Origin of the sequence: Chryseobacterium sp. MEBOG06, from assembly GCF_021869765.1 — a bacterium.
Taxonomy (GTDB): domain Bacteria; phylum Bacteroidota; class Bacteroidia; order Flavobacteriales; family Weeksellaceae; genus Chryseobacterium.
The window spans coordinates 4,356,670-4,379,117 of the sequence record NZ_CP084580.1; the positions used below are offsets into that span (position 1 = coordinate 4,356,670).

The 22,448-nt window shown below is 35.1% G+C and carries 18 protein-coding genes; 9 read left to right on the top strand and 9 right to left on the bottom strand.

What is annotated here, in order from left to right:
* Nucleotides 1–2: 2 nt before the first annotated feature.
* The 4 genes from LF887_RS19880 to LF887_RS19895 all read right to left on the bottom strand — a co-directional run bounded on the left by LF887_RS19880 (nt 3) and on the right by LF887_RS19895 (nt 3,733).
* Nucleotides 3–473, bottom strand: a complete 471-nt coding sequence (locus LF887_RS19880) for an Lrp/AsnC ligand binding domain-containing protein (protein WP_236855999.1) — start codon at nt 471–473, stop codon at nt 3–5.
* 30 nt (nt 474–503) lie between these two features.
* Nucleotides 504–1,445, bottom strand: a complete 942-nt coding sequence (locus LF887_RS19885; RefSeq protein WP_317207778.1) for an endonuclease/exonuclease/phosphatase family protein — start codon at nt 1,443–1,445, stop codon at nt 504–506.
* Nucleotides 1,446–1,802: 357 nt separating this feature from the next.
* Nucleotides 1,803–2,474 (bottom strand): tRNA (guanosine(37)-N1)-methyltransferase TrmD, encoded by a 672-nt coding sequence (gene trmD / locus LF887_RS19890; RefSeq protein ID WP_236856001.1) that lies wholly within the window; start codon nt 2,472–2,474, stop codon nt 1,803–1,805.
* On the bottom strand, nt 2,471–3,733 hold the full coding sequence (locus LF887_RS19895) for an NAD(P)/FAD-dependent oxidoreductase (protein WP_236856002.1): 1,263 nt from the start codon (nt 3,731–3,733) through the stop codon (nt 2,471–2,473). Before LF887_RS19895 ends, trmD begins: the two co-directional genes overlap by 4 nt.
* 66 nt (nt 3,734–3,799) lie before the next feature.
* Here LF887_RS19895 and LF887_RS19900 point away from each other — a divergent pair, with 66 nt between their 5' ends.
* Nucleotides 3,800–4,663, top strand: a complete 864-nt coding sequence (locus LF887_RS19900; protein ID WP_236856003.1) for a glycoside hydrolase family 25 protein — start codon at nt 3,800–3,802, stop codon at nt 4,661–4,663.
* A gap of 187 nt (nt 4,664–4,850) precedes the next feature.
* On the opposite strand, the gene LF887_RS19905 is transcribed toward LF887_RS19900, so the two are convergent.
* Together LF887_RS19905 and LF887_RS19910 are read right to left on the bottom strand one after the other, a co-directional pair.
* Nucleotides 4,851–6,500, bottom strand: coding sequence for an alpha/beta fold hydrolase (locus tag LF887_RS19905; RefSeq protein WP_236856004.1), 1,650 nt, complete (start codon nt 6,498–6,500; stop codon nt 4,851–4,853).
* Nucleotides 6,501–6,644: 144 nt separating this feature from the next.
* A complete protein-coding gene (locus LF887_RS19910) occupies nt 6,645–7,157 on the bottom strand; it encodes a 5' nucleotidase, NT5C type (protein ID WP_236856005.1) in 513 nt (170 codons plus the stop codon).
* A 212-nt stretch (nt 7,158–7,369) separates the two neighbouring features.
* Between LF887_RS19910 and LF887_RS19915 the strand changes: the two genes are divergently transcribed.
* Nucleotides 7,370–9,262 carry an ABC-F family ATP-binding cassette domain-containing protein gene (locus LF887_RS19915; protein WP_236856006.1) on the top strand — a complete coding sequence of 631 codons (1,893 nt, stop codon included), beginning with the start codon at nt 7,370–7,372 and terminating at the stop codon, nt 9,260–9,262.
* Nucleotides 9,263–9,341: 79 nt separating this feature from the next.
* On the opposite strand, the gene LF887_RS19920 is transcribed toward LF887_RS19915, so the two are convergent.
* Nucleotides 9,342–10,397, bottom strand: a complete 1,056-nt coding sequence (locus LF887_RS19920) for a Gfo/Idh/MocA family oxidoreductase (RefSeq protein ID WP_236856007.1) — start codon at nt 10,395–10,397, stop codon at nt 9,342–9,344.
* 184 nt (nt 10,398–10,581) lie between these two features.
* Between LF887_RS19920 and LF887_RS19925 the strand changes: the two genes are divergently transcribed.
* The 3 genes from LF887_RS19925 to LF887_RS19935 all read left to right on the top strand — a co-directional run bounded on the left by LF887_RS19925 (nt 10,582) and on the right by LF887_RS19935 (nt 14,322).
* Nucleotides 10,582–12,852 carry a TonB-dependent siderophore receptor gene (locus LF887_RS19925; RefSeq protein WP_236856008.1) on the top strand — a complete coding sequence of 757 codons (2,271 nt, stop codon included), beginning with the start codon at nt 10,582–10,584 and terminating at the stop codon, nt 12,850–12,852.
* Between the two features lie 95 nt (nt 12,853–12,947).
* A complete protein-coding gene (locus LF887_RS19930) occupies nt 12,948–13,463 on the top strand; it encodes a hypothetical protein (protein ID WP_236856009.1) in 516 nt (171 codons plus the stop codon).
* Nucleotides 13,464–13,731: 268 nt separating this feature from the next.
* Complete coding sequence (locus LF887_RS19935) at nt 13,732–14,322, top strand: porin family protein (protein ID WP_236856010.1); 591 nt, start codon at nt 13,732–13,734, stop codon at nt 14,320–14,322.
* A gap of 98 nt (nt 14,323–14,420) precedes the next feature.
* Here the strand turns inward: LF887_RS19935 and LF887_RS19940 are convergent, their stop codons facing one another.
* On the bottom strand, nt 14,421–15,056 hold the full coding sequence (locus LF887_RS19940; protein ID WP_236856011.1) for a peroxiredoxin: 636 nt from the start codon (nt 15,054–15,056) through the stop codon (nt 14,421–14,423).
* Between the two features lie 94 nt (nt 15,057–15,150).
* On the opposite strand from LF887_RS19940, the gene LF887_RS19945 reads away from it, so the two are divergent.
* Complete coding sequence (locus tag LF887_RS19945) at nt 15,151–16,038, top strand: mechanosensitive ion channel family protein (protein WP_236856012.1); 888 nt, start codon at nt 15,151–15,153, stop codon at nt 16,036–16,038.
* 189 nt (nt 16,039–16,227) lie between these two features.
* Here LF887_RS19945 and sucC read toward each other — a convergent pair whose 3' ends face one another.
* A complete protein-coding gene (gene sucC, locus LF887_RS19950; protein WP_236856013.1) occupies nt 16,228–17,418 on the bottom strand; it encodes an ADP-forming succinate--CoA ligase subunit beta in 1,191 nt (396 codons plus the stop codon).
* 581 nt (nt 17,419–17,999) lie between these two features.
* Between sucC and LF887_RS19955 the strand changes: the two genes are divergently transcribed.
* From LF887_RS19955 to LF887_RS19965, 3 genes are read left to right on the top strand one after another with little or no spacing between them, the layout of a single operon-like run.
* Complete coding sequence (locus tag LF887_RS19955; RefSeq protein WP_236856014.1) at nt 18,000–19,673, top strand: peptidase domain-containing ABC transporter; 1,674 nt, start codon at nt 18,000–18,002, stop codon at nt 19,671–19,673.
* A gap of 1 nt (nt 19,674) precedes the next feature.
* Nucleotides 19,675–20,988 (top strand): HlyD family secretion protein, encoded by a 1,314-nt coding sequence (locus LF887_RS19960; RefSeq protein ID WP_236856015.1) that lies wholly within the window; start codon nt 19,675–19,677, stop codon nt 20,986–20,988.
* Nucleotides 20,972–22,375 (top strand): TolC family protein, encoded by a 1,404-nt coding sequence (locus LF887_RS19965; protein WP_236856016.1) that lies wholly within the window; start codon nt 20,972–20,974, stop codon nt 22,373–22,375. Before LF887_RS19960 ends, LF887_RS19965 begins: the two co-directional genes overlap by 17 nt.
* Nucleotides 22,376–22,448 lie beyond the last annotated feature (73 nt).

A 22,448-nucleotide genomic window follows, 5' to 3' on the forward strand; every position in this document is an offset into this window, starting at 1 on the left:
TGTTATACTTTCAATTGTCTGTAAATACCTTGTTCCAAAGATATAAAAGTTTCTGTTCTTGTTACTCCTTTCAGCTTCTGAATCTTGCTAAGGATCTGCATCAGATGATCGTTATCTTTACAAAGAACTTTCAGGAATATGGTATAATTTCCTGTTGTATAATGAGCTTCTACCACCTCATTAATATCATGCAAAGACTTTACCACATCAGGATAATGACTTGGCTGATCCAGAAAAACGCCGATATATGAAGTTACTTTATATCCTATTTTTTTAGGATTAAGGAATGAAATAGAATTTTCAATAACTCCTGCATGCTCCAGTTTTTTAATTCTCTGATGTACCGCTGTTGTAGAAATTCCAACATTTTTTGAAATATGAGCTAAAGAAGTTTTAGCATTGTCCATTAACATATAGATTATTTCTTTATCAATAGAATCTAAATGGTAGCTTGTGTTGCTCGAATTTTTCATTTTGTAATTTTTTTTATTATTTATGTTTTTTTACTGTAAACTTTTAAATTTCACAAAAACCGGAAAATGATCACTATAGCCTCCTAAATACCGTGTTCCTGCATAAGTTCGGAAAGGCCGCCCTTCGAAGTTCCTGATTTTACTGCTGATTTTTTCAGAATTGAATATATGGGCATCCTGAAAAGCCAGTGTTTTATTATCAAGAAGAGATCTTGACATCATAATCTGATCATACAGCAATCCAGACTTAAAATGAAAAGTAGAATAATTTCTTGTAGAAAACAATTCTTGAAAAGGATTCATCAAAACCTTCTTGTGATCGTTATCAGAGAGAATTTGAACTAAATTTTCATCATCTGGATTTTCGTTAAAATCACCACACAATATGATATGTTCTTTATCAATATCCACAATTTTCATGATCCGTTCCCGGACCTCATTCAATATGAAGGCTCTTTTAGGTTTATTGATATCTTTTTCGCGCTTAGAGGGAAGATGAGCGACAAAGACATTAATAATTTCCCCTTTATATTTAATTTTCGAAAAAAGTACGTCCCTTGTTGTATCGTAATACCCTTTATTTTTATTTGTTATTTCAAAAAAGAAAGTAATGGTTTCAGAATCAATTACCTCTACTTTAGTCTTATCATATAACAAGGCGACATCCACCTTTCTTTCATCCATAGAATTATAATGTACAATTCCATATTCTGAGTTAAAAGGTTCCATCTCTACAAGATCTTCCAACACTTTCCTTCCGGAAACTTCTGCCAATCCAATTATAAACGGCAAAACACCGTTATCCTCCTTCATCAATTGAAATACATGTGATATTTTAAAAAGTTTATTTTTATATCTTTTTTCATCCCAATTTCTTAAACCTGACCGGGTAGGATCTAATTTATGGACAGGTTTCGGATCTGGTAAAAATAAGTTTTCGACGTTGTAAAAAGAGAATAGCTCCATCAACATTAATTTCTATACTTTAATTTATTATACTCTTTTCCAGCTGTAAATTTATTATTTTTTCTCAAGTTTTGTTAGTTTTCAATAATATCAAAAAAAATGAATTTGCATCAATGAATAATCCAAATATAATAAAAACAACCAATAAAACTAACAATATCAAACTAATTTTTCAATTATTATGGATTTTTGATATATAATTAAAAATTAAAAAATATTGAAAATTAAAAAAAAGAAAATAAAATTTTATAGTAAAAAAAAGAATGTTAATATTTTTCTTATTATTCACACTTGTTACAAATATTATTCCACTTTTAATTAAATTATCTTAAAAAAAGCGCTCAAATAGGTATAGAAACCTTTTTAAAGTAAATCAGGCCGTTTCTCCTGGGTAATCCTCACCGCTTCATCATGGCGCCACTCTTCAATCATTTTCAAATTTCCACTTAGTAGAATTTTAGGAACATCTAGTCCTTTATAGCTTTCAGGTCTTGTATAAATAGGCGGAGAAAGGAGGTCATCCTGAAAGCTGTCGGTAAGGGCACTCTGTTCATCATTTAAAACTCCGGGAAGCAGTCTTATAATAGAATCAGCAAGAACACATGCAGCCAGTTCACCACCAGTAAGAACATAATCTCCAATAGAAATTTCTTTTGTAACATGAAGGTCACGTACTCTCTGGTCTATTCCTTTGTAATGTCCGCAAATAAAGATTAGATTATCTTTTATAGAAAGAGAATTGGCTATTTTTTGGTTCAATGTAATCCCGTCCGGAGTCAGATAAATTACTTCATCATAGTTTCTTTGAGATTTAAGCTCTGAAATACACTTATCCAGAGGTTCAATCATCATTACCATTCCTGCACCGCCTCCATAAGGCTCATCGTCTATTTGTCTGTGTTTGTTGATTGCCCAATCTCTCAGCTGATGAAAATGTACTTCTGCCAGTCCTTTATCCATTGCTCTCTTCAAGATAGAAGTTTGAAACGGACTTTCCATCAATTCAGGAAGTACGCTTATTATGTCAATTCTCATTGTAATGTTCCGTTTTTCTTAGTAGGTATAATAATTAATCTCAAAGAAGAATCTTTGTTGATATAGCTCCACATCCAGTTGAAGAATATGGCAAGCTTATTTCTAACGCTCAAAATTAGCATTAAATGGAGAAACATCCAGAAATACCATGCAAGAAATCCCTGAAATTTTATAAATGGCAGATCCACAACAGCTCTATGCTTCCCTATAGTAGCCAGCGAGCCTTTGTCATCATACTCATATTCTTTCCATTCACTTTGGTTTTTCTTTAAAAGATTTTTACCTAAATTTTTTGCCTGATTAATTGCTACGTTGGCTACCTGTGGGTGGCCTTGTGCATATTTTGGAGTTTCCATATAGGCGATATCTCCGATGGCATAGATATTATCGTAGCCCTTTATTTTATTGTATCGATCTACAATGTATCTGTTTCTTACTAATTTATCTTCAGGAAAACCGGCAACCACATTTCCGGTAACGCCAGCAGCCCAGATAACATTATTGGAAGGTATTTCTTTTCCGCTTTTCAGATGAACCTTATCTCCGTCATAATCTGTAACGACCTCTCCGCTCAGGAAAGTTACTCCAAGGTCTTTAAGGTATTTTTCAGATTTATTCTGAGCTTCAGGGCTCATTACTGCCAATGGTTTCTCTGTGGAACTCACCAGAATAATTTTCAGGTGATCGAAATTCATATACGGATAATCCCTTGGAAGAATGTCTTTTTTCATTTCGGCAAAAGCACCGGCCAGTTCTACTCCGGTAGGACCGCTTCCTACGATAACAATATTCCAGTTTCCGTCGTCACTTCTGCTTTTCTCAATAATCAGTTTTTCAAAGGTCATTAAAACATGATTTCTTATACTGATGGCTTCCTGGGTATTTTTCATTCCGAAAGCTTTACCTTCAAGCTCTTTATTCCCGAAAAAATTAGTTTTACAGCCCGTTGCAATGATAAGTTTATCATAGGTAAACTCTGCTTCATCGGTAACTACCTTATTGTGAACGGGGTCAATCTCTTTAACATCCGTCATCCGGAACTGTGTATTTCTGGATTGCTGAAAAATCTTTCTGAAAGGGAAAGAAATGTTGGATGGTTCGATCCTTCCGGAAGCTACCTGATAAAAAAGCGGCTGAAACATATGATGGTTCATCCGATCCAGAACAATAACCTTTTTGTTCTTGTTATTCAACGTTTTTGCAAGTTGCAGCCCCGCAAATCCTCCTCCTATAATGATGATTTTTTCGCGTGTTTCCATAATACACAAATTTACTGATTTTATTTTAGCATTTCGTAATGAAAAAAGTTAGTTTTGCAAAACTTTATGACACCTAAAAAGTACACCAAAAAAACTGCCAAACAGATCCATAAGACCAGACGGAAGAACTATTTTTTCCGCAGATGGGTAATATTGGCAATCTTAATATTAGCTTTAATAGGGACCGGTTTTTACTTAAAACAGTCTGTCAGCTACTACTATGCTTTGTACTTCAATAAATTTAAGCATAAAAAGCTTCATAACAGTGAAAAAGAAGCATTAAGAATTCAGACCATTATCAGCAGCAATCTTGATAAGACTTATGGCTTTGACGTTTCCCATTATCAGAATAAAGAGGATATCAAATGGGACAGCCTTAGTATTGGAAACAAAACCATTCCGCTGGAATTCGTGGTGATGCGTGCTACAATGGGAAACCGAAATGCCGACAAACATTTTAATGAGTTTTGGGAGACTGCTAAAAAACATGATCTCATCCGTGGGGCCTACCACTTTTACAGGGCTGATGAAGACCCTATTATTCAGGCTAATAATTTCTTAGCCACAGTAAAGCTTGAAAGTGGTGACCTCCCTCCTATTTTAGATATTGAAAAAATACCAAGGCGCAAAAGCAATGAAAAGCTTGTGGAAGATCTGAAAATATGGTGTAAAATAGTAGAAGAAACCTACGGTGAAAAACCTATCATCTATACCTATTATCATTATTATAAAGACTTTCTGAAAGGCGAGTTTGATGGCTATCCGCTCTGGTTAGCCAATTACAATGATGTTCCGGCTCCTTCACCTGATGACCAATGGGATTTCTGGCAGTTCACCGAAAATGGTATCGTTCATGGAATCAATACGAAGGTTGATCTTGATATTTACAATGGAAATTCGTGGTCTTTGAAGAGACTTACACTGGATTGAGAATTGAAAGTGGGGAATTGAAAATTGAAAGTTAAGAGTGACAGGAAAGAAGAATAAGACAGAAGGTAGAAAACTGAAAGAAGGAAGTTGTTTCGTTGATAAGGAATGGTTTCTGTGGCTTTTCCTTCTTTTTTAAACTCGGTCTGATAATAATTCCTAACCTTCTTCTCCCAGCTTCCTTTCATTTCTATTTTTCACCAAGAAACTGCAGAATATCGGCATTTAATTCTTCTGCTTTTTCGAAAGGAATCATATGACTAGCATCTTTGTAGATCTTCGATTCTGCATGAGGAATTTCTTTTGCTATAAATTCTGTATGCTCAGGCTTGATAACATCTTTATCTCCTGCAATTATCAATACAGGGCTGGTAATTTTATTTAAATCCTTTTTGCTGATATTCGGTTCTGTGATCATTAGGTTCAAAAGCCTGATTTCATTGTACCTTCCCGGTTCATTCAGCATTTGTATGATATGCATCTGTTGTTTGAAATATGTAAACAGTTTCTCATCCACACCTTTAGGAAAGGCATTAGCTCCAATGGTAACCAGTTTATTAAGATTTTCCGGATACTTCAGGGCAAACTCAAGTCCGGTATTTCCTCCGTCACTCCATCCTGCAATATTAATTTTTTTAAGATTTAGTTGATCAACAAGTACTTTCAAGTCATCTGCAAACTGTTTATAGGTAAAATCTTTTTCGGAGGTATCCACGCTTTTCCCCTGTCCTCTTGTATCTATGGCTATTACCTTATATTGTTTAGCCAAAACGGGAATCTGCTGATAATAATCTTTTATACTTCCTGAATTACCGTGAAGAAGGACCAAAGGCTCCCCCTCACCGTAAATTTCATAATAAAGGTTGGTATCTTTCAGTTTCAGATAATTTCCGGAAGAAGGATCTTTCCCATAGGCTGTCAATGCCGCCGCCTCAGCATATTTGGAGACATCCGGAAACATTCCTCCTGCACTATCATATGAATATGCATTTTCGTCTTCGGTATTTCCTCCGTTTTTATCCATTTTTACATCAATATTTATAGCAGGTGCTGCAATACTCATCTTTTGCCAGTCTCCATAAAATTCCCTTATAAATCCTGTTCTGAAGAGCGCGGCACTTATTTTAATACTTCCATCAAAATCTTTTAAGAATTGAATACCAACAAAAAATTTTCCCTGAACCCAAATATTACGATCATTGACATCCAGGGTATAAGTTCCGTCTTTAATCATATCTTCAGTAAGTTCAACGGTAATTTCTTCATCTAAAATATTCTTATCCGGAAACCCGTTTTTTTCACTGTAAATACTGTACCTCATCAGAACCGGTTGACTGGAGGTATACCTGGCGATATTCAGATTAATATTTTTGATCTTGGAGCGTTTTTTTGCATTAAACTCCAATGCAGTTTCTCCTAAAAAATTGTTTTTGTTTAGAGCTGGATTTACGGAATATAAAACGCTTTTTGTTTTTGTATTGACTCCCCAGTTTTTATCAACAAGTTTCTTAGGCTTAATAGCAATTTCTTTAATATTTTTTGTTTTCTCTGTTAAAAAGATTTTTTGCTGATCATGCTTTTTAAAATCCTGTACTGTTTCCTGATACAATTCATACCCGGGAACTTCTATTTTTATTTTTTGCTGTGGTTCAAGGCTGGAAAGATCAATGGAAAATTTTCCTTTTTCGTCAGAGATCGTACCAATGGTTTTCTTTTCCACTCCTATTTTCACATAAGAAATAGGCTGATTTTCGTTTTTAGAAATAATGGTTCCTGAAATAACCTGTGCATTAAGGGAAAAAGCACTAAAAAGAATCAATAGAGCATTAAGTTTTTTCATGTTAAAAGTTTGGTGCAAACTTATTTATTTTCTATACCCTGCTCTCATAAGACGCTATTAAATTTATTCTCTTTTTAGTTAAAGTTCTTTTAAAGCCTCCCTATATTTATTCAATAATTCTAAAAAACATTTAAAATTTCAGGTTTAAAGGATAGCCATTACCTCTTCCCATGAGCCTACTCTTTGATAAGTATCATTTTCTACCAATTCATTATGGGGTTGAGTAAATATTAACCGGTCACCCTCGAAATGATTCAGGTTTTTTGGATAGTCATCAATCATTACATCTCCGGCAACCACTCTTTTGCTACCACAGAGAACAATCTGTTCCCAGCTGATAAATGGGAAATGTTCTTCCAGCCAGTCATATTTTTCTCTTAAACTGTTCGGGAACTCCATCCCTGCAGAGACAATATAAAGCTCATATTTATTGTTCAGATATTCTATCGCTTCACGGCTGCCTTCTATCAGAGGTAAAGTTCTGAAGAAACCAGGTTCATTCACATGTTTTTTACCATTTGGGAAAGCTTCTATTTCTGGTTTTCCTTTCAGGCTGCTGATCTCAATCTCTCTTCCGGTATCTCTTTTTTCAAATTGTATCAGCTGATGGTATACATCTGCCATTACACCATCCATATCGACAATAACTTTTTTCATTACTTCAAATCAGGTTTTATATTATTTATTCTAACACTCATTTTATATTGAGTCTTATCAAATTTACAGAATTGCTTTCTCACACAAAGGATACAGTTTATTAAAAAAACATCAATAATGAATGTTATAAAAGAGGTTCCGGAAAATTTTATGGTTTCATTTTCGTATTTTTGCCATTCAATTCAAAATTAAAATCAAACCATTAATTTCCAATGAATTACGTTTCTGCAGAAAATCTTACCAAATCTTACGGCATCAAAGTTTTGTTCGAAAACATTTCTTTCCACATCAATGAGGGAGACAAAATTGCCATTGTTGCCAAAAACGGAAGTGGGAAATCTACCCTTCTGAAAATATTAATGGGTAAAGAAATTGCAGACAGTGGTACTGCGATCATCAATAAAGATATCCAGGTAGTACTTTTTGACCAGGAGATCAATTATGATCCTAAACTAAGCATTGAAGAATTCATGATGACTCTGGATTCAAAACCAATTCTGGCGTTAAAAAACTATCATAAGTCTCTTCATTCTACTGATCATGACTTTATTGAAAAAGCATTAGCAGAAATGGAGGTTCATAAAGCCTGGGATCTTGAAAATGAAATGAAACAAATCCTTTCTCAGCTTAAGATCACCGATCTGGATGCTAAGATGGGAACACTTTCAGGAGGGCAGATCAAGCGTGTGGCACTGGCAAAACTATTAACAGAGACCAGAGCTGAACACAGACATACTCTTCTTATCATGGATGAACCTACCAACCACCTGGATGTGGATATGGTAGAATGGCTTGAAAACTATCTGAACAAAGCCAAGATCACTTTGCTGCTGGTAACCCACGACCGATATTTTCTGGACAGTGTCTGTGACATTATCTGGGAGATAGAAGATAATAACCTATACTTTCACAACGGTTCGTATGCTACTTATCTGGAGAATAAAATGATCCGTGAGGAAAACCTTAATGCTACCATTGATAAGGCCAACAACCTTTACAGAAAGGAACTGGAATGGATGAGAAGACAGCCAAAAGCCAGAACTACAAAATCAAAAAGCAGGATTGATTCTTTCTACGAAACAGAAAAAGTAGCCAAAACCGACACCAGAAAGGATGGACTGGAACTGGATTTTGAAATGAAACGTCTGGGGAATAAAATCCTTGAACTTAAACATATTGATAAAAGTTTTGGCAATAAGGTTCTTTTAAAAGATTTCAGCTACCAGTTTCAACGTGGTGAGAAGGTGGGAATCATCGGAAAGAACGGAGCCGGAAAATCTACTCTGTTAAATATTATCCAGGGGTTGGAAAAAGCTGATCATGGAGAGATTGAAACGGGAGAAACTATTTCTTTCGGATATTTTGCACAGAAAGGGCTTACTTATAAAGAGGATGAGCGTGTCATAGATTTTATCAAAGAAATTGCAGAATTTTATCCTTTAGCCAATGGAAAAAGTCTTTCCGCATCACAGTTTTTAAGATTATTTTTATTTGACGACCAGAGTCAGTATTCTCCTATCTCAAAACTTTCAGGAGGGGAAAAAAGGAGACTTCACCTGATGTATATTCTTTATCAGAATCCTAACTTCCTAATTTTTGATGAGCCTACAAATGATCTGGATCTTCCAACATTAACGGTTCTAGAAAATTTCCTTCAGCAATTCCAGGGATCATTGATTATCGTTTCTCACGACAGGTATTTTATGGACAGAATTGTAGATCATGTTCTGGCGTTTGAGGGTGATGGAAAAATCAGAGATTTTGTAGGAAATTTCTCAGAATACCGCGATGCGAAAAGCCGTGAAGATGCTTTGGAAAAAAATACGGCTGTAAAAGCTGAGCCGGCTAAAGAGAAAGTATCTGCCGCAGAAACTCCTTCGTCTTCTACTTCTAAAAGGAAATTAACATTCAAAGAACAAAGAGAGCTGGAGACTATTGAAAAAGAAATGCCTGAACTGGAAAAGCAACGCGCTAAGATTCTTGATCAGCTTAATAATGAAGCTGATTATGAAAAAATAGCCAAACTTTCCTCCGAACTTGAAATGGTATCCGGAAAACTGGAAGACCACGAGATGAGATGGCTGGAAATTCAGGAGCTGCTGTAAAAAATAATGAATGATGAGTTAATTAAGGTTGTTTGTAGTCTCAAACCATTCAATTAACTCATCTTTCACAATTTATCATTTATAATTCTACTATTTTTTCTTCTTTGGCACTTTTCAAAGAAGCATCTATAATTTTCATATTCAGAATGACTTCTTTTCCGGGAGATGGTAAAGCATATCCAAAAACGATGTGTTCGTAAATCTTCTGGTAGTAATCCATATAATTTCCGGCTTCACTAGAGGTCAGAACTCTCTCTGTTTCGGATTCTTCATTTAAAAAGTTTAAAATTCCGTCTGTACCATTTAATGGCTGTGTCCAATCTGTTCCATATACAGGAATTGCTCCGGCTACAAGTTCATTTTCCTGATTATCGGTTCTTTCCTGTAGAAAGCTTCCTTTATTTCCATGAAAAGTATATGCATTGTGGGCCTCTTTACTGAACACTGAAGATTTAAGTCTTACTCTTAAATCATTTTTGTAGAATAAGAGAATTTCAAAGTAATCATTAGCGAACTCCGGACCTTTCATAGAAAAAACGTCAGCAAAAAGTTTTTCAGGATATCCAAAATACTGCACTGCCTGATCTACGAGATGCGCTCCAAGATCATGAAGTGAACCGGAACCTATCTGATCTGGGTTTTCTTTATGCTGCTTCCCGCTTGGGGTGGTACGAAATCTATCAAAACGGATTTCAGCTTCTTTAATAGTCCCTAATTTACCTCCGTTTATCATTTTTTGAACCTGCAAATAGTCACGGTCAAATCTTCTATTTTGATATACACTTATAAAGAGTCCTTTTTCTTCTGCAAGTACTGTTAATTCTTCAGCTTCAGAAACATTAACTGTAAAAGGCTTTTCAACAATGATATTTTTCCCTGCTTCCAGTGCTTTTTTTGCATATTCATAATGTGTTTGAACCGGAGTATTAACAATCACCAATTCTATATCTGCCTGCTTAAGCATTTCTTCTACAGAATGATAAATAGTTGCTTCAGGATATTTTTCTTTAGATTCTTCTTTACTTCTTTCTACGATAGCAGAAATGAAGAAACCCGGATGTTCTTTCAAAAAGGGTGCGTGAAAAACTTTTCCGCTCATTCCAAAGGCACAAAGTCCCGCTTTTATCAATTGCATATTTAAATTTTTCAACAAATATATTCATAAAAAAGCCCGGATTAGTTATGTATGGCAGGTATAGAAACAATCCATTCCCCGCCTTACAGACTAAATGATAAAAGTCATTTAATTATTTTTATCTATTCTAAACAAATACTTACATTTGCGCGTTATTTAAAATCGTTCTACATAAAAGTAAAAAATGAAAAGACATCTACTTTCTTTGGGACTTCTATTTGCAGCTGTATCAGTGAGTTCACAGATGAAAAACGCTGAAGCAGATACGATCAGAACCCAGACCATTGAGGATATTAACCTTCACAAAACCGGAAATCCTAACCAGGCAAGACCATTATCCACAAAGTCTAATCTGACCGTAATGGAGAACCCGCAGCCTATAGCCATTATAACGCACGAAATTATCGAGCAGCAGCAGGCAAAACAGCTGAGTGATGTTCTACAGAATGTGAATGGGATGTATGTAACCTCTTCAAGAGGGAATTCTCAGGACAGCTTTGGTGGACGTGGCTTCAGTTTAGGAAATGATAATATTTTCAAGAATGGAGCAAGAGTAAACAGTGGTGTTTTCCCGGAAGTGAGCGGTTTGGAAAGAGTTGAAGTATTAAAAGGAGCCAATGCTATGCTTTTTGGTAATGCTGCTGCAGGGGGTATTATTAATATGATTACCAAGAAACCTAAATTTAATTTTGGTGGAAGCGTAGGATTAAACGGCGGAAGCTGGAATTCTTACAAACCAACTGTAGATATCTATGGACCTCTATCAAAGAATATTGCATTCCGAGTAAATGGTGCCTATGAATATGCGGAGAGCTTCAGAGATGTTGTAAAGTCTGAGAAACATTATTTTAACCCTTCATTTTTATTCAATATCAGCCCAAAATCTCAATTGATCATCGAAGCTGATTATCTTAAAAACGATTTAACTCCGGACTTTGGTTTAGGGACGATAACAAAAAAAGATGGTCTTACCTATGAACTGAATAGCCTTTTACCAAGAAATGCCTTTTTAGGAGCAGACTGGCAGTATCAAAATGTTGAACAGGTTTCTACAAATGCTACTTTCAATCATCAGTTTAATGAAAAATGGTCATTGAATGCTGTAGCATCTTATCAGAATTATACTAAAGATTATTTTTCCACAGAAAGAGTACAGTGGGGATATGACAGTAATGACCGTCTTTTCTGGAAAAGACCACTAAACAAAACTTATAACGAGCAAAACTATACTTCTGCTCAGGTTAATATCAATGGAGAATTCAGAACCGGAAGAATAGATCATAAAGTTTTAATTGGCGCAGATGCAGATTACAGTACTGCTGATTCTTATACTTACTATGATCCTAATATAACAGATCCTAAAAAAGTTTCTCTTTTTGGCACAAACTATTTGTATGGTACAAATGGAAATTCAAATGGACTTGTCTACCTTGATGATGCATCAACATGGGCGAGCGGAAGTATGCCAAGTGCTAAAACTGCGGAAAAAAACCGTATCAATACAAGAAGAATAGGAGTATATGCTCAGGACTTTATAAGTCTTACTAAAGAATTTAAAGTATTGGCAGGACTTCGTTGGTCATATATTGAAAATATGCCAACCATTAATACAAAATTCAGAACTAATGATAAAGGACTTGTTAATGACAGCTCCACATCAGATCAGGCAATATCTCCTAAAGTTGGGATCGTTTATATGCCTGACACTAACTTATCTGTGTTTGCAACCTACACCAATTCGTTCGTAGCTAATACAGGAAAAGATATTTACAGCACAATTATTAAACCTACTACTGTTGACCAGTATGAAGCAGGTGTAAAGAAAAACTTCTGGAATAATGCCCTGGCAGTAAATTTAACTGTTTACCAGATTAATTATAACAATTATTACCAGACCGCAGCTTTTCTTGCCGATGGTAAAACGGCCAATAATGATCCTTTGATTAAAGAATTTGCAGGAAAAATGAGAAGTCGCGGAGTAGAATTGGATATTACAGGAAATCCAACAGAAAACCTTTCCATCATTGGAGGGTTCTCTTACAATAATTCTGTATATCTTGATACCCCTGATAACTTTGGATATGTTGAAAAGCAAAGAATTGTAAGAACACCAGCTACTACAGCCAATGCTTCTGTATTTTATAAATTTACAAGCTTTGCAAAAGGCCTAAAAGTAGGTGCAGGTGCTTACTTTATTGGTGACAGATTAGCAGGATGGAATGACACAAAAAACGGCTCAACAAGTTTGGATGCAAGAAAAGGTATCAGCAGATCATTTGCTTTAAAAGATTATACAACTGTAAATCTTTCTGTAGGATATGACTGGAAGAAATTCTCTATCCAGGGTAAAGTGGGTAACCTGTTTGATGTGGTTAATTATAATGTTCATGAGAATTATTCTGTGAATCCTATTACTCCGAGAAACTATTATTTTACTCTGACGTACAGACTTTAGAATTAAATATATAATTTATTCTCTCATTAAAAGTGGAAGTTGCATTTTTGCAGTTTCCACTTTTGAAATTTAAAAACAAAAACAAACAATAAGATATGGACAAGATTAAAGACACCAGAAGCTTTATGAGAATCACTCACCGTTACCTTGGGTATTTCCTTGCAGGTATCATGGCAGTATATTCATTAAGCGGAATTCTTCTGGTTTACAGAGACACTGATTTTCTGAAAAATGAGAAAAAGTATGACAAGACCATTGCTAAGGATCTTACTGAAAAACAATTGAAAAAAGAACTGAAAATGAAAGGCCTTGAAGTAGAAAAAACTGAAGGAACTGTTCTTTACTTCAAACAGGGAACTTATGATGCAGCAACCGGAAAGGCTTTATATTCCAAAAAAGAACTGCCTTTTGTACTTGACAAAATGGTTTCTCTGCACAAATCTCAGTCTAAAGACGCCATTTCTCCTCTAAGTGTATTTTTCGGGATTTCGCTTTTCTTTTTTGTGATTTCAAGTTTCTGGATGTTTAATCCCAAAACAAAAGCTTTCAAAAGAGGAATTAAGTTTACCATTGCAGGGCTTATAATTTCTTTGATTCTTTTATTTATTTAATCAAAAGAGGGACTCGAAAAGGAAAAAGAAAGTAATATTACAATAATAATAATTTTCTTAAATATAGTAAATCTTCTTTCCTACGTTCTACTATCCTTTCATTATGATTATAAAAGCATCAGCTAACATACTACAAACCTGAATCATATACTATTCATGACATTAACATTAATTTGGAAATTTTATCTAAAATTAAGAGTCTGGCACATTTATTGTTTTTTCTATAATTCGTGAATAATAAAACATTTAATTATTAAAATAATAAATTATGAAAAGACTTATTGTAACAGGGATATTAGCTGTAGCAGGTTTAACAGCAACTGCAAACGCTCAGATTCAAAAAGGTAATTGGATGGTAGGGAGCAGTATTGTAGCCAGTAATTTTGGTTTAAATACTGGTGGAGGCTATAATATTTCATTACAGCCGAAAGCTGCTTACTTTATTCAAGATAATGTAGCTGTTGGAGGATATGTTGACCTAGGATTTAATAAAGTTACTAAAGGATCACCTACCAACTTTGTATATAAAGTAGGAGCTTTAGGACGTTATTATGTATCTCCAGGTGAAAAAGGTGTAGATAACCTATTGCACCACGGAAGATGGTTCCTTGAAGGTAATGTAGGTGTTGGAGGAACATCCACAGAAGGCTCAAACTCTACTACTGGTTTAGATTTTGGTGCTGGTCCGGGATATTCTTATTTTATTACTCCGAACATCGGTATTGAAGGTTTAGTGAAATATAATGGTGTTGCAGGTTTCGGTAGTGAAGGTTTAACTTCTACTTTGACTTTCAATGTAGGATTTAGTATCTATTTACCTACTTCTAAAGGTAAGCAGATCATTAACGACGTTAAGTAATCACTGAAATACTTATAAAAAATGAAAGCGCCCCGGAAATTTTATTTCTGGGGCGCTTTTCGTACAAATTAAAACTAAACTATAAAAAATCAAATAAATCATATATCAGGCTGGGGCGTATATCGTAAATACGGTTTTATTTCCGTTACCCCTTTTGGAAATATTTCTCTGGCTTCCTCCGTGGAAATTGAAGGCGGTATAATAACATCTTCCCCTTCTTCCCAATTCACCGGGGTCGCAATTTTATGACGGTCTACCAACTGTAAAGAATCCAGCACTCTAAGGATCTCATCAAAGTTCCTTCCTGTAGAGGCCGGATAGGTAATAATCAGTCTTACTTTTTTCGCAGGATCAATGATCAGTAAAGAGCGTACCGTAGCAGTAACTGAAGCATTGGGATGAATAAAATCATATAACTCCGAAACTTTCTTATCCTTATCAGCAATAATCGGAAACTGAACATTGGTATTCTGTGTCTCATTGATGTCTTTCACCCAATTTTGATGATCCTCTACTCCATCTACACTTAAAGCAATTACTTTTGTTCCCCTTGCATCAAATTCAGATTGTAATTTTGCTGTGTACCCCAGCTCTGTAGTGCAAACCGGCGTATAATCTGCAGGATGTGAGAAAAGAATTCCCCATGAATCTCCCAAATAATTATAAAAATTGATGTCACCTAAAGATGACTCTGCCTGAAAGTTGGGTGCTGTATCTCCTAGTTTGATCGACATAATATGCTGTTTTTATAGTCCACAAATTTAGTAGACTTTTTCGAACTGGCAAATTTTTTGCATAAAATTTATATCTTTAATTAAAATTTTATTCATGGAGAAAACCGGAATTACTTATATCGACCTGGTGTACAAGGTATTAGACAACTGGTATGTAACCTTTGCAAGGCTAACCCCAAAACTAGTTGTCGGAATTTTAGTATTTACATTTTTTCTTATCACCAGTAAATACATGAGTCAGGTTGCTGTAAAATTATTTCACAAATTTTTCCCGAAAAGTGAAAAAGAAAGCTCGCTGGTTACTTTAATCAGTATATTCAGATTTCTGATCATGATGATGGGGACTTTTATTTCTCTTGAAATAATGGGTTTCAGCGGTTTTCTTTGGAAATTTATCGGAAGTTTAGGAGTTGCCGGAGTGATTGCGGGGGTTGCTTTGAAAGATCTTGTTTCCAGTATTTTCTCCGGAATGCTTATCGGAATTGATAAAGCATTTAAAGTAGGAGATTATATCACCATAGGAACCCATTCGGGAACGGTACAGGAAATCGGTTTTTTAACAACAAAGATTCTTACTGATGATGGCAAGAAGGCTTACATTCCCAATCAGGTTGTTTTCAATGCACCATTTTATAATATTACAGCTTCACCACAGCGCAGGATTATTTTAAATTTTGAAATTCCTGCAGATGAGGATATCAGCAAAGCACAGAAGGGAATCCTGGAAGTGATCAAAAATCTAGATAATGTAGATAAGTTAGATACTGTGGAAGTAATCTTTACAGATCTGAAACAAGGCGCATTTAACCTCCAGGTAAAGTTCTGGATAAAAGTAGGAGCTAATTTGGCTCAGATAAGAAGTAAAGCTTATTTAAGTATTAAAGAACGCTTTGATGCGGATAAAATCCAGTTGGTAACGCCTACCAGTATAAGTATTACCAACGGTGAGACCAATTTACCGGAAAGCTATCAGGATAAGTAAGAAATCATCTATAAAGATAAAGACTATCTCAGTTTTGAGGTAGTCTTTTCTTTTTATACTATTTACAAAAGGCTGAATATCGTAATCGAGCTAATGATATCTAAAAATTAGAAATCTTTGTTCCTTTGCCTCCAACAAAAAAAACCGTTTCAAAAATGAAACGGTTTCTATGTATTTTAAAATTTTAGATTAAGCTAAAACTTCTTTTACTTTGTTTGCTGCTTCTTCTAATGTAATTGCAGAGTGTACCGGAAGACCAGACTCATCAATTAGTTTTTTAGCTTCTACTGCGTTAGTTCCCTGTAATCTTACGATCAATGGAACCGGAAGGCTACCCATAGCTTTGTAAGCATCTACAACTCCCTGAGCAACTCTGTCACATCTTACAATACCTCCGAAGATGTTAATCAAGATCGCTTTTACGTTTGGATCTCTTAAGATAATTCCGAAAGCAGTCTGCACTCTCTGAGCATCAGCAGTCCCCCCTACGTCAAGGAAGTTAGCCGGGTTACCACCTGATAATTTGATGATATCCATAGTTGCCATTGCAAGACCAGCTCCGTTTACCATACAAGCAACGTTACCATCCAGTTTTACGAAGTTAAGACCAGCTTCACCGGCTTCAACATCGATAGGATCTTCTTCTCTTGTATCTCTTAATGCTTCAAGATCTTTGTGACGGAACAATGAGTTACCATCTAAAGTTACTTTAGCATCTACAGCGATAATTTTATTATCAGAAGTTTTTAATACTGGGTTGATTTCGAAAAGAGAAGCATCAATTCCTACATATGCGTTATATAAAGAAGTAATGAACTTTGTAAATTCTTTGAAAGCATTTCCTTCAAGACCTAGGTTGAAAGCGATTTTTCTTGCCTGGAACCCTTGAAGACCTAAAGCAGGATCAATAAGTTCGTTGTGGATCAAATGAGGAGTTACTTCTGCAACATGCTCAATATCCATACCACCTTCAGTAGAATATACGATTGTATTTTTCCCTTCAGCTCTGTCTAAAAGAATAGAAACATAAAATTCTTTAGTTTCAGATTCTCCAGGATAATAAACATCTTCTGCAACCAAAACAGAGTGTACTTTTTTACCTTCAGCAGAAGTTTGTGGAGTTACCAACTGCATTCCCAGAATGTTCTGAGCGTTTTCTTTCAACTTATCCATGTTTGGAGAAAACTTAACACCACCACCTTTACCACGACCACCTGCGTGAATCTGTGCTTTTACAACCCAAGCCTGTGCTCCGGTTTCAGCAGTCAATTTTTCAGCAGCTGCTACAGCTTCATCTACGTTGTTGGCAACGAAACCACGTTGGATAGCTACTCCGTACTTTGATAAAATCTCTTTTGATTGATACTCGTGAAGATTCATATTATTTTTATTATTTTATTTTAATATTTAAAGGTTGACAAATTTACTAAAAATGAACAAGGTTAAAAAGAAATTTGTCTAACTTTTAATTCATTCTGTAAGTTTAAGGGTGATCTTTTCAGATTCAAAGCGGTGAATCTATGAATAATATGATAATGATCATAAAAAAAAGAAATCCGGCCGTCATTTTCTAATGACATTTTAATCCCATTCTAATGTAGATAAGAGTATTAACAAATCCCATCTATTATCTTTGACCTCCGGAAATAACAGAGATATAGGACATGAATTTTTCACATTAAATCTATAATGTACGAAAAGCCATATTTCAAAAATGCAGAAAAAAAGAAAAATCCGGAAAAGTTGATACTAAAAATAGATCAAAACGAATCTATTAAGTGTTGCTTAAAAAAGTATCTATTATTCCAATTTACTTTATCTGTCTAAAAGAATTAACATCCTATATCTTATGTAAGTTATCTGAAAAATAGACTTCCGGTCTTATATTTTCTGATAACCATTACCCTTGTTTATTGAAAAAACTGAAACAGATAAACATTAAACTCTACTAAATAAGAAAAATGGAAATAACAGCAAACGAACAGGGCAAAAGACTGATACGTTATATTACAAAAGAAAAAAAGGATGTTACCAATATTTACTTTTATGCAATCCTTAACGGCCTTGTTTTACTGAGTGTCCCTTTGGGAATACAGTCTATTGTAAGTTTTGTGATGGGAGCTACCATGACAACTTCTATTTATATTCTCATTTTTTTTGTAGTTATAGGAACATGGCTTGCCGGATATTTCAGACTAAAAGTTATACAGATCATTGAAAAAATCCAGCAAAAAATATTTGTAGAATTTTCCATAGCCATTGCAGAAAAAATACCTAAGGCAGATCTTTCTTATACCAGAAAATACTATCTGCCAGAACTGGTAAACCGGTTTTTTGATATTCAAAATCTACAGAAAGGGATTTCAAAAATTCTGTTAGAAATTCCCACCGCTTTGATCCAGATTGTTTTTGGGATTCTTTTGCTTTCTTTTTACCACCTTTGGTTTTTGGCATTCGGAGCCCTGGTCGTTATTTCTGTTGTTATTATCTTCCGGTATACCATGGAAAGCGGCATAAAATCCAGTATTGAGGAAAGCAACAAAAAGTATGATACTGCTGCCTGGATAGAAGATATTGCCGGATCTGTGAAGACTTTCAAAATGCATTCTGATAACAACTCCCATTTAAAAGGAACAGATGAAAGAGTGGTAGAATATCTTAAGCACAGAACTTCTCATTTTAAAATTCTTGTATTTCAATACAAAACTATTATTGCTTTTAAAGTCATTATTACTTTAGCAATGCTTGCTATCGGGACCTATCTTCTGATCAATCAGAAATTGAATATCGGAGCTTTTATTGCAACAGAAATTGTTGTTCTTAGTATTATGGCAGCGGTCGAAAAGCTTATTGTAAGTCTTGAAAGCTATTATGATCTTATTGCCTCTTTCGCTAAACTTTCAAAAATCACAGAGCTTAAAGAAGAACCAAATGGTGAAATTATATTGTGCCGGAAAGAAAAGGGAACAGAGATAGAATTTAAAGACGTTGGCTTTTTATTTAGTGACAGTACTCCAATCCTTTCAAATCTGAACTTTAAAATTCAGGAAAATAGTATCACTATTTTAACGGGTACACTGGGAGCTGGAAAAACACTTTTAATCAATATGATCACGGGATTTTTTGAACCCACTGCAGGAACCATATTATTAGACAGAATCCCTTTAAAAAACATTGACAAACAAAAATTTAGAAACAGCATAGGTTTATATCTTGAAAATATGAAAATCGTTCAGGGAACGGTGAAGGAAAATATCATATTGGGCAACCCCAAAAGCCATACGGAAGATATTCTTGAACTCTCAGAAAATATAGGAATAGAAAATATTTCCAGCATGTTCAGCAAAGGATTTTTCACTGAAGTTAGTGAGACTGATTCTGAAATAACATTCAGTTCAAAGAAAAAAATATTGCTTCTGCGTGCTCTTCTTGGAGAAAAAAAGCTGATCATTCTGGAAAACCCTTTTGCGGGAATCCATGAAGAATATCAGGATAAGATGATACAATATCTTCAGAAGATGAAAGAAAAAGCGACAATCATTATTGTTTCACAGGATCCCGAACTACTTCAATATGCTGACCAGCATATTCATATGGAAAACGGGACTTTAAAAACATATCAAAAAAAGCAGTAACATGGAACTACAGTCATTTGACAAAATATATCATATCCATAAGAAATCAAGGGTAAAAAGATGGTTCTTATTTATTTTCATTGGAGGAATTATCACTTTATTTCTTCCCTGGACACAGAATATAAAAGTGAAAGGAAACGTAACTTCTCTTTATCAGGAACAGCGTCCACAGCAGCTTCACTCTCCTATTCCGGGGAAAATCATCAGATGGAATGTAAAAAATGGAGATTATGTAAAAAAAGGAGACACTTTGCTGCAGCTTTCAGAAGTAAAAGAAGACTATTTAGACCCTCTTTTGGTACAGAGAACACAGGAGCAGGTGGATGCTAAAAAAGGAGTTCGAAATTTTTATGAAGCTAAAGTAGGAACCGTTAAAAACCAGATTCAGGCACTACACTCGGCAAGAGACCTAAGGCTCAATCAGTTAAAAATCAAAACCAGCCAGCTGAATAATAAACTTGCTGGTGAAAAAGCTGAACTTGAAGCAGCTACCAATGAGCTTAAACTATCTGAAGATCAGTATATCCGTCAAAAAAAAATGTACGAGGAAGGTTTAGTATCTCTTACTCAGTTTCAACAGAGAAATATCTCGTACCAAAATACCATTGCAAAAAAAACAGCTTCGGAAAATAAAACCGCCCAAACCCAGCAGGAAATTATCAATACTGGAATTGAACAAAATTCTGTGATTCAGGATTACATAGAGAAACTAAGTAAAATAGAAGGAGACCGTTTTCAAAGTATGGGACAAATAGAAGGAAGTGAAGGTGATATTGCCAAGCTTGAAAACCAGGTAGCCAACTACAAAGCCAGGCAGGGTCTTTATTTCATCATTGCCTCACAGGATGGTCAGGTAATACAGCTCAACAAAGCGGGGATTGGCGAAATTTTGAAAGATGGTGAAAATATAGGAACCATAGTACCCACTATTGTAGATTATGCTGTAGAGATTTTTATAAAACCGGTAGACCTTCCACTGGTTAAAGAAGGGCAGCGCATCATGTGCATCTTTGATGGTTTTCCTGCAATTGTATTTTCAGGATGGCCTAATTCCAGCTACGGAACATTTGCCGGCAAGGTGGTTGCTGTGGAAAGTAATATCAGCAGTAACGGACTTTTCAAAGCTCTGGTTACGGAAGATAAAGAAGAAAAAAGATGGCCTCCTAAAATTAAAATGGGAGCCGGAGTACAGGGTATTGCTATCCTCAATGATGTTCCTGTCTGGTATGAACTCTGGAGAAATATAAACGGTTTTCCACCTGATTATTATGAAGTAAAAAATGATCAATCCGGCAAGTATGAGAAAACGAAGTAAATTTCTTTTTATTCTGATCATCTCTTTTTTTCAATATGGTCAGGCTCAGGATTCTTTAAGTATTTCATCAAAGGAATTCATTTCGATAGTCAAAAATTATCATCCGCTGGCATTGAAATATCAGCTGCAGAATAAAATAGCTCACGCAGAGATTACCAAAGCGAGAGGAAGCTTTGATCCTGTTTTGGGAGGAAAGCTTGGCGAAAAAAATATTGACGGACTACAGTACTACAGACAGAAAAATATTGAACTGGGTATTCCCATCTGGTACGGAATTGATGTGACAACGGGATATCATTACCTGGATGGCGAAAAGCTGAATTCCAGTGAAACCAAAGGAGGGCTTTACAGTATGGGGATTTCTGTTCCTTTGGCTAAAAATCTTTTGTATGATAAACGAAGAGCGATGCTGGATCAGGCAAAGTTTGCTTTAAAAATGACACAAGCTGAGCAGACTGTATTAACCAACGAACTTCTTCTTGACGCTGAAAACACCTATTGGGAATGGGTAAAAAGCTTCGAAATCTACCAGCTGCAGACGAAAGCAGTTGAAATCAGCAGAAAGCGTCTGAACCTTACTCAAAAGACTTTTGAATATGGAGAAAGAGCTGCTATAGATACCACTGAAGCGGCCTCTCAGCTGCAAAACTTTGAAATTCAGCAGAAAGAAGCTTTTTTAGACTTTATCAAAAATACCCAGCAGCTACAGTTATTTCTCTGGAAAGATAATCTAGAGATCTATGAAATTTCTCAGTTTATTTATCCCGCAGATCAGCTTTCGGACCACATTGCTTATTCGGATTTTGAATTTCTTTTACAGGAAATTCAGACAAAAGAAACTGCCAGTCATTGGTCTGTGCATTATTATAATCAGAAACAGTATATTTTAGAAAGTGAACGTAAACTGAAATGGCAGAGCTTTCTTCCTAAAATTGACTTTACTTATAACTTTTTCAACAAAGAAAGTTACCGTGCAGATTACCTCCCACTCTTTGAAAGTAATTTTCAATATGTTTTAAAACTTGAAATCTCCTTATTCCAAAGGGAAGCCAAAGCTCATTATCAAATAGCCAAAATTAAAATAGAACAAAACCAGCTTGATACTGAACTCAAAAAAAGAGAACTTACCACTAAAATTGAAACGTATAAGAACGAGCTTTTGAATTATCATACTCAGATAAGTCTTTCACAAAATAATCTTGTGAATTATCAAAAGCTTCTTACCGCAGAAGAAACAAAGTATACGAACGGTGAAAGCTCACTTTTCCTTATCAATTCGAGAGAAAATAAAATGATTGAGGCACAGGAAAAATTCATTTCCGCCAAAACGAAATTTCTCAAAAGTTTCAATAAGCTTAAATGGCTGAAAGAAAACTTCTCTTTATAAAATTAAAAAAAGTTCAGGAAATTCCTGAACTTTTTTGATATAGTGATCTTTAAAACAGATCATAAATTATTCT